This is a genomic window from Sphingomonas ginsenosidivorax, from assembly GCF_007995065.1.
GTDB classification, from domain to species: Bacteria; Pseudomonadota; Alphaproteobacteria; order Sphingomonadales; family Sphingomonadaceae; genus Sphingomonas; species Sphingomonas ginsenosidivorax.
The window spans coordinates 323,424-335,412 of record NZ_VOQR01000001.1; the positions used below are offsets into that span (position 1 = coordinate 323,424).

The following is an 11,989-nucleotide window of genomic DNA, read 5'->3' on the forward strand; positions in this document are numbered from 1 at the left end:
CAATAGTGTCGGCACGGGGCCGGCACGGAGCCTAGCGAAGCCGATAGTGCCTGGTGTAAAAGCGTGGACGAATGATGGTGTCAGCTTCCGGTTTTCTTCGTGGCGTCTTCGGGCGCCACTTTCTTGCGCGGATATTGGGGTCGGCAGCGGCCGGACTGGCAATGACCGCGGCCACCACGGCCCGCGCCGAGACACTCGCTGAGGCGATCGCGACGGCCTACGACACCAATCCCGACATCCTGGCACAACGCGAACTGCTCCGGGCGATCAACGAACGCTATCTCCAGGCGCGCGCGCAGCTCGGCTTCACGGTCGACGCCACTGCCTCGATCCAGACTCAGCGCGCGCTCGTCGACAGCAACGTCACGGCCAACAACGAAGTCACCGCGCAGACCGCGTCGCAGACGCTGACGGTGATCCAGCCGCTCTATTCCGGCGGACGACTCCACGCCGCACTGCAGGCGGCGCTCGCCAACGTGTTCCTGAACTATCAATATGTCCGGCGCGCGCAGGCCCGCGTGCTGACGCAGGTCGTGACCTCCTACGCCGACGTCCAGCGCGACCAGCAGATCGTCGCGATCAGCACCGAGAATGTCGGGCTGCTCCAGGGCCAGATCGACCAGACCCGCGCGAAGCTGGCCGCCAAGTCGGCGACGCTGACCGACCGCGACCAAGGGTTCGCGCGGTTCGCGGCCGCGCAGGCGCAGTTGGTCGTCGCGACCGCGCGCCTGCGCGCCAGCGAGAGCAGTTTTCGCGCCGTCGTGGGGCGTGATCCGGGTACGCTCGAGCCGGTCCCGCCGCTCCCCGATCTCGCGAAATCGGTCGACGGTTTCTACGCGATCGCCGAGCGGAGCAGCCCGGTGCTTCTGAGCGCCGATTTCCAGGAGCGTGCGTCGCGCGCCGGCGTCCTGCAGGCAAAGGCGGCGACGCGGCCGTCGCTGGCGCTGCGCGGCGACGTCAGCCAGGGGCCGCTGCTGCCTTACAACGACCAGCTGCGCAACGACAACCAGACCGTCCGGCTGGTGCTGAGCGTGCCGATCTATTCGTCGGGCGCGGTGTCGTCGCGGATCCGCGAATCGCGTGCGCGCAACCGCTCGGACATCGACCTGATCGAGAGCGCGCGGCGCCAGGTCCGGCTGTCGGTCTCGCAGGCCTATGAACAGATGCGCGGCAGCCAGCAGGCGCTCGATCTCTACGACCAGCAGGTCACCGCGCAGGCCGGCGTCTACAAGGGCACGAAGATCGAGGAACGCTTCGCGTTGCGCTCGGCGCTCGACATCCTGAACGCCGCGCAGGAGCTCAACAACGCGCGCATCGCCCGCGCCAATGCGGCGCATGACAGCTATGTCGGCGAGGCGACGCTGATCGCCGCCGCCGGCCGACTCAGCCCGCAGACCTTCGGGATCAAGGCAGCGATCGATCCCCTAGCGCCCGACGTCCAGCGGCTCAACGATCGCGACCGGATCCCGTGGATGATGGCGGTCGATGCGATCGATTCGATCGGCCAGTCCAGCGTGTTCGACGGGGTCGTGACGAGTGACCTTCATGACTGAGCTCGATCCCGAGAGCGTCCTGTTCATCACGCTTGATTCGTGTCGTTTCGATACGATGGCGAACGCGGGGCCGCTGGCGATGCGCGCGGTCGCGCCGATGCGGCCCGCGCAGGCGCCGAGCTATTTCACCTACGGGTCGCACTGCGCGATGTTCGTGGGGTTCACGCCGGTCGCCACGCTGGAACCCGTCGCGATGCTCAACCCGAAGGCGGCGAAGCTCTTCAAGCTGGTCGGCGCGGGGCATCCGGGCAAGGGCGGCGAAGGCTTCGAACTGGCGGGTGCGAACATCATCGAGGGGTTCGCGAACCGCGGCCACAGCACGATCGGCTCGGGGGCGGTCGGCTGGTTCAACCCCGATACGCCGACCGGCGTGCATCTCGGGCGCCCGTTCCAGCATTTCCTTTACGATGGCGCACCCGGGGCAGTCGAACGTCAGGTGGCTTGGATCGGGCAGCAGATCGATGCGGCGCCGGGACCCGTCTTCACCTTCCTGAACTGTGCCGAGACGCACGTCCCCTATTGGCACCAGGGCGCGGCCTGGCCGTATGACGACAATTGCTGCGAACCCTTCCAGACGGTCGATCGCCGCGATGAGTGCGCGGCCCGCCAGGCGTCGTCGCTTCGTCACATCGATGCGGTCCTCGCGCCGCTGATCGCTCGGTTCCTGCACGCGACGATCCTGATCTGCGGGGATCATGGTGACGCCTGGGGTGAGGACGGTATCTGGGAACACGGAGTCCCGCACGAAAAGGTCCTGACCGTCCCCCTGATGATCCGCCACCGCGGCGATCCGGTCTAGAGCGCCCAAGGATTAGAGCGACGCCGTCGGAGGCCGCCTACTAGGTGGCGTTCGGCCAGCCGGTTGAGCGATGACATCCACACAGCGAGATGGGATGCGACCGGATACCGGTGCGTCATCGATGACGCGTGCGCCGAATCACCGGCTCCGGAAGCACGCCGCGATGCGCTGTCCGCGCTGTTGCCGGCGTGTCCCCAGCGGGGGGGGGGGGCATGTCGGCAAGACCCCGTTTCCGCGCTGACGAAACGCTCGCCGAAAGCGTGCTTCGTAAAATGCAACGGCGTGTTGCGCGGGGCTTGTGGTGCAAAAGTTTCGCGTATAGCTTTTGGAAATTACGGGATGATTTCCCGCGAGCCGCGCAATTTTGATGCGGTTCGGTCAAGTTGCGTTCGGTCGCAAAGCCGAACGATGTTTGTGCAGGCACTACGCTACTTTCCACTATCCGCAGAACGGGGCTCAACGCGATGGCGAACAAATACGTAATTGACAGTGTCGGAAACGCCGGCGCGGAGCCCCTGGAATCACAGGGGGTGGATTTTTCGTCGTTCGTTCGCGAGTCGGGCACGTTCGGCAGCGGTTTCGGTGAGGTCAGCGCCGAGGCGGTGTCGTCGCTCGGGCTTGCCACCGCCCATGCCCCGGTCGTCGCAACGGGCGGGGCGGTCGCGGAGACCGCGGGCATCGGCAGTCCCGTCGCTCTGAGCTTCGAGGACGCATTCTCGGTCGCGACGAGCGCGTTGAAGAGCGGCCCGCTGTCGGTGCTCGATTCACAGCTTGCCTCGCTGTTCTACGCGTCGTCGTCGCAGGCCACCGCGATGTCGGCGTTCACCAGTGGGATCGACCATCTCGACAACGCGATTACCGCCGATGGCAAATATGTTCTGATCGATACGGTGTCGAAGAACGGCAACGGTGCCAGCCTGCTCGCGGAACTCCAGGCGCTCGGCCTGAAGGGCGGCAGCGCATATGGCGCGGTCGCATCCGGGTTCCTGCCGGTCGACCAGATCGGGGCACTGGTCGGTACGACGTTGCTGCAGTCGGCACGTGAATCAGGCTTTGCGACCAGCGTCGGGCTCGTCACGACGCAGGCCGATTCGGGCATGTATGCCGACGTCGCGCGTTCGACCTACGGCGTCGACGGCAGCGGGATCCGCGTCGGCGTGTTGTCGGACAGCTTCAATCGCGAGAACTCGCGCGATTCGATGCAGCAGAACATCGCGAGCAACGACCTGCCGACCGATACGCGCATCCTTCAGGATGCCGCCACCGGGTCGGATGAAGGGCGCGCAATGGCGCAGCTGGTGCACGATCTCGCGCCCGGCTCTGCGATCGATTTCGCCACTGCGTTCAATGGCCAGGCGTCGTTCGCCAACAACATCGTCCGGCTGGCTGCTGCCGGCGACAAGGTGATCGTCGACGACGTCAGCTATTTCGCCGAGCTCACCTATCAGAACGGCATCATCGCGCAGGCGGTGAACGAAGTCGCGAGCCAGGGCGTCGCCTATTTCAGCTCCGCCGGCAACGACGGCAAGGAAGGCTATCAGGGCGCGTGGGTGTCGGGTGCCACGCAGACGCTGAACGGTCAGTCCTACACGCTGATGCAGTTCGCGCCCGGCCAGGACTATATCAACGTCCGCGTCGCGGCGAGCCAGACCTTCATCCTGCAATGGGATCAGCCAGGTTCGTCGGCGGGCGGTCCGGGCGCTACCAGCGATCTCGACATCTTCCTGACCAACGCCGACGGCACGACCATCCGTGCAGGCGCGATCGCTAACAACATCGGCGGCGATCCGGTCGAGGTGTTCCGCTTCACGGCAACGGGTGCGACCGTCGGATCGACGCTCCAGCTCCGCGTCGGCCTGCGCAGCGGCGCAGCGCCGGGCGAAATCCGCCTGATTGCGTCGGGCAATGGCGCGGCCGTCGACCTCGAGAACCCGGCCTCGAACACCAACGAAGGCACGCTGTACGGCCATCATGCGGTCGAAGGCGGCATGGGCATCGGCGCGACCTCGTTCGCGCGGACTCCGCTCGCGGGGTTCAATCCGCCGGTCGCCGAGAGCTTCTCGTCGCGCGGAACCCAGAAGATCCTTTACGACGACACCGGCGCACGCTTGGCGGCACCGCAATATTACGGGGTCGCGGTCACCGCGGTCGACGGCGGCAACACCACCTTCTTCAGCAGTGACAGTGCCGCGGATCCCGATAGCTTCCCGAATTTCTTCGGGACGTCGGCGGCGGCGCCCGATGCCGCTGCGGTTGCAGCGCTCATGCTGCAGGCGAACCCGAACCTGAACGGCCGGGATATCCGCGCGCTGATGCAGAGCACGGCGCTCGACATGGACGACGCCGCCACCGCGGCGTTCGACACGGGGTACGACGTCAAGACCGGATCGGGCTTCGTGCTCGCCGACAAGGCAGTGCAGGCTGCCAAGACGCTCGTAATCGCGAATGCCGGTCAGACCGTACTCTACGGGACCCACCTGAACGACACGATCAACGGCAGCGCCGCGGCGGATACGCTGTACGGCTATGACGGCAACGACACGATCACCGGCGGTACCGGGGCCGACAAGATCTATGGCGGCGCCGGCAACGACACCATCTACGGCAACCAGGACAACGACACGATCTACGGTGAGTCGGGTAACGACACGATCTATGGCGGACAGGGCGACGACGCGCTGTACGGCGGGATCGGTGACGATGTCCTCGAAGGGGGCCTCGGCAACGACATCATCAACGGCGGGACCGGGTTCAACACGGCATCCTATGTCAACGCGACGTCGGCGGTGGCAGTCAATCTGGGCGCGGGCACGGCCAGCGGCGGCGCTGGCACCGACACGCTGTTCAGCATCCAGAACGTCACCGGCTCGAACTATTCCGACACCATCCTGGGAAGCGCCGAAAACAACGTCCTGATCGGTGGGCAGGGCAGCGACTCGCTGTCGGGCGGTGATGGCGACGACACGCTGGACGGTGGCGTCGGCGGTGAAGCGGTGATCCAGATCACCGTCAATCACCCCGATATCACCAAGCCGAACACGCAGGTCATCAGCAGCATGGCGACCGCGCTGGTCCTCAACACGGCGTCGGGCGGCGATTTCGATCTCGTCTCGAACGGCAACATCGTCAGCTCGACATCGATCCCGCATGCTACGGTCAACGCCCGCGCTTCGGGTGGCGTGTTCGAATATTACGCGATCTCGGTTGCGGCGAACACGCGCGTGGTCTTCGACATCGATGGCAACAGCTTCGACTCGGTCATCCAGGTGCTCAACGCCGGCGGTACCGTGCTCGCCGAGAACGACGATTCGAGCGATCCGGGCGGCGATGCCGTCGCCAGCGCGATCGATTACACGTTCGCAACCGCCGGAACCTATTATCTGCGCGTTCAGGATTTCGATCGTGCGGCCGGACCTGCTGCGAATGCGGCCTATACGCTGAACGTCTCGTCGACCTCGGCCACCGTCGATTATACCGGCGCGACCGAGCTTGCGCCTGACACGCTCGACGGCGGCGTGGGGATCGATACGGCAAGCTACGCCAGCGCAACGTCGGCGGTGAACGTCAGCCTGCTGATCGCCGGCAACCAGAACACCGGCGGTGGCGGTCTCGACAGCCTGACGTCGATCGAGAACCTGTCCGGGTCCTCGTTCGGTGACACGCTGACCGGCGATGCCGGGGCGAACGTCCTGACCGGCGGCTTCGGTAACGACACGCTCAACGGCGGCGACGGCAACGACGTGCTGTTCGGCAACCAGGACAACGACACGCTGAACGGCGGCGTCGGCAACGACACGCTGTACGGCGGGCAGGGCGACGACGCGCTGTTCGGCAACCAGGGCGACGACATCCTGGTCGGCGGTCTCGGCAACGACCAGCTGTTCGGCGGCCAGGGCAACGACACGCTCGACGGTGGCGACGGCAACGACGTCATCCAGGGCGGCGTCGGTGTGGACGTGCTGACGGGTGGCATCGGCAGCGACATCTTCCGCTACATCACCGCGGCGGACTCGACGGCCGCTGCGTCGGACACGATCCTCGATTTCCAGTCGGGGACCGACAAGATCGATCTGGCGGCGATCAACACCAGCGCCGCCGACCGCGTCGCCATCTCGACATCGGGGTCGACGACGTTCGTCACGATGGACCTCGGCGGCGACGGTTCGGTCGATCTCAGCATCCAGGTTTCCGGCGCCAATGCGGTGTCGGCCAACGACCTGATCCTGACCTCGGCAGTCGTCACCTCGTCCGCGGTGGCGGCAGACCAGGCGCACGACGCCAGCGCCGTGGCCGATATATTCGCCACCGAGACCGTTGCCGACGTGTTCGCGGTCGCGCCCAGCGCATTCCAGGTCCACAAGCTCTACATGGGCAGCGCAGCGCACGAAGACATGATGTTCGCATAATATACCGTACGGCGTCGGCGGGTTGCCGGCACCGGACGGACATGGAGGGCGGCGCCGATGGTGCCGCCCTTTGTGCATTCAGCGTGGTTTGGCTTGAACAGCTGTCATCGCAATAGTGACGGCGGGATCGGCCGGCAGGCCGGACATATCGACCGCGCGCGCGCCATTTGCGTATTGCGACATGAGCCGGTGAAGCGCAGCATGGCCGGACGACAGGCTCTAGGGTTCGAAAGGAGCGACGATGCCCGAAAAGGCGCGGAAGATCGAGAAGCTCCGCCTCATCGAACATCTCGTCGACGAGGCGCGGACGATCGCGGATGACGAGGGCGAACACCTGATCGGGGCGAAGCTCGAAGACTGCCTCGTCTGTGCGCTGGCACGGCGGTCGTCGCTGGACCACTGACCGGACTCGCGGAAACGACCGGTTGACTGCCAAGGCAATGGTTGCCAAGGCAACCATATGCAATTCTATTCCACCGATGATTTTGCGCCGGAATGCTCGATCGGGTATCTGGCGCGGCGGACGTACCAGATCGGCCTGACGGCGCTGGAGCCCATGTTCGCCGAGGAGGGCCTGACCGGTATCCAGTGGTCGGCGCTCGTGTCGCTGTGGTTCGAGCGCGGCACGACCTGCGCCGAGCTCGCGCGCGACCTCAATCACGACAAGGGCGCGATGACGCGGCTCGTCGATACGCTCGAACAGCGCGGCTGGGTGACGCGGAACCGCGATACCGATGACCGCCGTATCATCAACCTGATCCTGACCGACGATGGCCGCGCGATCGCGAGCCGCTGTCGCATCCGCGTCGTCGACTATTGGAACACGGTATTGAAGGACTGGGACAAGGCGGAGGTCGCTGCGCTGGTCGCGCTGATGCAGAAACTGAACGAGACGATGGAGTCGGCCGCCGCGGCCGGGATGCGGGTATGAAGGTCGCCGCGCTTTCGATCTCCGCGTTGCTCGCCGGCTGCGCGATCCCGGCGTCGAAGCCGGCGGTCGCGCCGGTATCGGACACCGCGCTCGGCCTGTCGAGCGATGTCGCGCCGGCGATCGCTGCGGACTGGTGGCACGGGTTCGGCGATCCGCAGCTCGACCGGCTGGTCGGCGACGCGGTAGCAGGAAGCCCGTCGCTCGATGCCGCGCTCGCGCGGATCGGGCAGGCGCAGGCGGTGCTGGCGACGCGGAATGCCGAGAACGGACCCGACGTCACGCTCGACGCGCAGGAGCAATATGCGCGGCTGTCGGGGCGCTACACGATCCCGCCGCCATTCGCCGGTTCGACTCGCTTCGTCGGGTCGGTGGCCGCCAACCTCAACTGGAACCTCGACCTGTTCGGGCGGCAGAAGGCGGCGATCGCGGGCGCGCGGGCGAGCGTGCAGGCAGCCGCGCTCGACCTGTCGGCGGCGCGGCTGTCGCTGTCGGGGGCGGTGGTGCAGACCTATATCGACCTCGCCCGCGCCGAGGCGCAGGCGGCGATCGCGGAGCGCACCATCGCGACGCGGACCAATTCGCTGCGGCTGGTGAACGTCCGCGTGCGCAACCAGCTCAACAGCAAGCTCGACGCGCAGGCGGCGACCACGCTCGTCGCGCAGGCGCGCCAGGCGTTGCTCCGTGCGCAGGCCGCACAGGCGCTGGCGCGCAACGCGCTCGCGGCGCTGGCCGGGCGGGGGGCGGACTATCCCGCGACGATCGGCGCGACCCGGCTGCAACTCGACGCGGCGTTGCCGTTGCCGCAGCGCCTGCCTGCAGACCTGCTCGCGCGCCGGGCCGATATCGGTGCGGCACAGGCGCGGATCGTGGCAGCCGCGGCGGGCCGGCAGGTCGCGCGCAAAGCCTTCTATCCCAACGTCAACCTGGCGGCGCTCGCCGGCTTCCAGGCGGTCGGGCTCGGCAACCTGCTGGCGCTGGATGCCGGAACGGTCGGTGCGGGGCCGGCGGTCCATCTGCCGATCTTCGACAATGGCCGGCTGAAGGCCGATCTGGCGGGCGCAACCGCGGCGCTCGACCTGGCGACCGCGGACTATAACGACCGGGTGGCGGGCGCGGTTCGCGAGGCTGGGGATGCGCTGGCGCGGGTCGGTGCGCTCGCGGCAGATCGCGCACGTCAGCGCGAAGTCGTGCGCGGCTTTTCCGAGACCGGCCGGCTGAACGCGGTCCGCGTCGCGAGCGGGCTCGATAGCCGGCTCGAACTGGTCGACAACGACGTACGCACGCTCGAGGCCGAACAGGCCGACGCCAATCTCGCCGCCGATGCAGCCCAGCAGCGCGTCGCGCTCGTGCTCGCGCTCGGTGGCGGCTTCACGCAGGATATCCGATGACCGACACGCAGACGCCAGCCCCCGTTGCTGACCCCGTCGCCGACACCCCGCCAGCGGGCAACCCGGCCCGCAGGCGCGGCTTGACCATTCTCGCGGTCGTCGTCGTGATCGGCGCGATCGTCTGGGCGGTGTTCCACTTCCTGCTGGCGGCGCCCGAGCAGGAGACCGACGACGCCTATGTCGCGGGCGACGTGATCGCGATCACCTCGCGCGATCCGGGGCAGGTGACCGACATCCATGCCGACAACACGCAGGTCGTGAAGGCCGGCCAGCCGCTGCTCGACCTCGATGCCGCGACCGCGGACGTCGGGCTCGCCTCGGCAGAGGCGGAACTCGCACGGGCGGTGCGCGCGACCCGGTCGGACTTCTCCAAGCTCGGCGAGACCGGCGCGGCGGTGGTCCAGGCGCAGGCCGAACTGGCGCGCGCGCAGAACGATCTGAAGCGCCGGCGCGGGGCGGCGGCGGAAGGCGCGGTGTCGGGCGAGGAGCTCGGCCACGCCGCCGACCAGGTCAAGGTCGCGAGCGCGACGCTGCAGCTCGTGCGCAGCCAGCAGGCGCAGTCGCGCAACAGCGTGGCGGGGACGACGGTGTCGAACAACCCCGCGGTGATGGCGGCGATCGCGGCCTATCGCCGCGCCGCGATCACGCGCAGCCACATGCATATCGTCGCGCCGATCGACGGCGTCGTCGCGCAGCGCACGGTGCAGCTGGGCCAGCAGGTCTCGGCGGGCATGCCGTTGATGGCGGTGGTGCCGCTCGACCGGGTGTGGGTCGACGCCAATTTCCGCGAGACGCAGCTGCGCGACCTGCGCATCGGCCAGCCGGCGACGGTGACCGCGGACATGTATGGCGACGACCTGGTCTATCACGGCCATGTCGTCGGGCTGGGCGCCGGCAGCGGCAACGCCTTCGCGCTGCTGCCGTCGCAGAACGCCAGCGGCAACTGGATCAAGATCACGCAGCGCGTTCCCGTACGGATCGCGATCGACAAGGGCGAGCTGCGGCGCAACCCGTTGCGGATCGGCCTGTCGGTGAACGCGACGGTGGATACCGCGAACACGTCGGGGACGATGGTCGGTCGGCCGGCCGCTGCGGCGTACAAGGGGTTGTCGACCGGTGCGGGCGATCCGGCTGTCGAGGCGAGGATCCGGCAGATCATCGCGGCGAACCGGTGATGGTTCTTCCGCTCAATCCTCCCCCGGCGGGGGAGGGGGACCGTGCGAAGCACGGTGAAGGGGTATTCGCCGCAAGCGCTGCGTCGTTGGAGAGCTACCCCTCCACCGCGCAAGCGCGGTCCCCCTCCCCCTCCGGGGGAGGATTTGGTTGGCTCGACGTCGAGGCGCGACACTGATGGCCGCCCCCTCCGGCCCCGGTCCCGCGCCGCTCACCGGCGGCCCGCTCGCGCTCACCGCGATCGCGCTCGCGCTCGGCACGTTCATGCAGGTGCTCGACACCACGATCGCCAACGTGTCGCTGCCGACGATCGCGGGCAATCTCGGTGTCTCGAGCGACAATTCGACCTGGATCGTCACAGCGTTCGCAGTAGCGAACGGCGTCGCGGTGCCGTTGACCGGCTGGCTGATGGGCCGGTTCGGGGTGGTCAAGACCTTCTGCGTGTCGGTGATCCTGTTCACGATCGCGTCGTTCCTGTGCGGCATCGCCTGGAACCTGCCGTCGCTGATCGGCTTCCGCATCCTGCAGGGCGCGGTGTCGGGACCGATGATTCCGGGCAGCCAGGCGCTGCTGATCGCGATCTTCCCGCCGCACAAGCGCGGGACCGCGCTCGCGATCTGGTCGATGACGACGTTGGTCGCGCCGATCATGGGGCCGATCCTCGGCGGCTACATTTCCGACAACTATCACTGGAGCTGGATCTTCCTGATCAACGTGCCGTTCGGGTTGTTCACCGGCTTCGTCTGCTGGAAGATGCTCGGTAAGCGCGACACGCCGACGCGGAAGCTGCCGATCGACGGAGTCGGGCTGATGCTGCTGGTGCTGTGGGTCGGCGCGCTGCAGATCGCGCTCGACCTCGGCAAGAACGACGACTGGTTTGCGTCGGACCGCATCGTCATCGCCGCGGTGGTCGCGCTGATCGGCTTTGCGACCTGGCTGATCTGGGAGCTGACCGACGCCAATCCGGCGGTGAACCTGACCCAGTTCAAGAACCGCAACTTCGCGATCGGCACGCTGGCCTTCTGTCTCGGCTATGCGGTGTTCTTCGCCAACACGTTGCTGCTGCCGCTCTGGCTGCAGACGCAGATGGGCTATACCGCGACCTGGGCGGGGTTGGTCGCCGCGCCCTCTGGGATCGTCGCGGTGATCCTGACCCCGTTCGTCGCCAAGCTCGCGGGCAAGGTCGATGCGCGGATCCTCGCAACGGTGTCGTTCGCGGCGTTCGGCTATTCCTATTACCTGCGCTCTGGCTACACGACGACCGCGAGCTTCTACGACCTGATGCTGCCGATGATGGTGCAGGGGATCGCGATGGCGACCTTCTTCCTGTCGATGCTGACGATCTCGCTCGACCGCATCCCGCCCGAGCGGCTGCCGTCGGCGACGGGCGTGTCGAACTTCGCGCGCATCACCGCGGGCAGTTTCGCGGCATCGCTGATCACGACGATGTGGGACCGGCGCGAGGCGCTGCACCAGACGCGGTTGTCGGAAGCCGTGGGGCAGGGGATGCCGTATCGCCTCGCCGTCGATGGCCTTGCGCGGATGGGGCTGACCGACACGCAGGCGGCGGGCGCGATCACGCGGCAGATGGTCGGTCAGGCCTATCTGCTTGCCTCGACCGACCTGTTCCGGATTTCGGCGTGGCTGTGCCTGTCGCTGGTCGTGATCGTCTGGTTCACGCGCAAGGCGTCGCCGCCAAAGGGCCCGATCGCGGCGGACTAGCCGCGCCCGGGCCCTCC

General features: G+C 67.3%; 8 protein-coding genes. All 8 read left to right on the top strand.

What is annotated here, in order from left to right:
* Positions 1-161: 161 nt before the first annotated feature.
* Positions 162-1,553 carry a TolC family outer membrane protein gene (locus FSB78_RS01400; protein ID WP_158637944.1) on the top strand — a complete coding sequence of 464 codons (1,392 nt, stop codon included), beginning with the start codon at positions 162-164 and terminating at the stop codon, positions 1,551-1,553.
* On the top strand, positions 1,546-2,352 hold the full coding sequence (locus tag FSB78_RS01405) for an alkaline phosphatase family protein (RefSeq protein ID WP_147079336.1): 807 nt from the start codon (positions 1,546-1,548) through the stop codon (positions 2,350-2,352). The genes FSB78_RS01400 and FSB78_RS01405 overlap by 8 nt, the downstream gene beginning before the upstream one ends.
* Before the next feature lie 530 nt (positions 2,353-2,882).
* Positions 2,883-6,758: a M10 family metallopeptidase C-terminal domain-containing protein gene (locus FSB78_RS01410; protein ID WP_158637945.1), complete on the top strand. Its 3,876-nt coding sequence runs from the start codon at positions 2,883-2,885 to the stop codon at positions 6,756-6,758.
* A 241-nt stretch (positions 6,759-6,999) separates the two neighbouring features.
* Positions 7,000-7,161, top strand: coding sequence for a hypothetical protein (locus FSB78_RS19020; RefSeq protein ID WP_158637946.1), 162 nt, complete (start codon positions 7,000-7,002; stop codon positions 7,159-7,161).
* Positions 7,162-7,218: 57 nt separating this feature from the next.
* On the top strand, positions 7,219-7,689 hold the full coding sequence (locus FSB78_RS01415; RefSeq protein ID WP_147079339.1) for a MarR family winged helix-turn-helix transcriptional regulator: 471 nt from the start codon (positions 7,219-7,221) through the stop codon (positions 7,687-7,689).
* A complete protein-coding gene (locus FSB78_RS01420; protein ID WP_147079341.1) occupies positions 7,686-9,077 on the top strand; it encodes an efflux transporter outer membrane subunit in 1,392 nt (463 codons plus the stop codon). The genes FSB78_RS01415 and FSB78_RS01420 overlap by 4 nt, the downstream gene beginning before the upstream one ends.
* Positions 9,074-10,252, top strand: coding sequence for an HlyD/EmrA/EmrK family protein (locus FSB78_RS01425; protein ID WP_147079343.1), 1,179 nt, complete (start codon positions 9,074-9,076; stop codon positions 10,250-10,252). Before FSB78_RS01420 ends, FSB78_RS01425 begins: the two co-directional genes overlap by 4 nt.
* Before the next feature lie 175 nt (positions 10,253-10,427).
* Complete coding sequence (locus FSB78_RS01430; protein WP_147079345.1) at positions 10,428-11,972, top strand: DHA2 family efflux MFS transporter permease subunit; 1,545 nt, start codon at positions 10,428-10,430, stop codon at positions 11,970-11,972.
* The last annotated feature ends 17 nt before the right edge of the window (positions 11,973-11,989 follow it).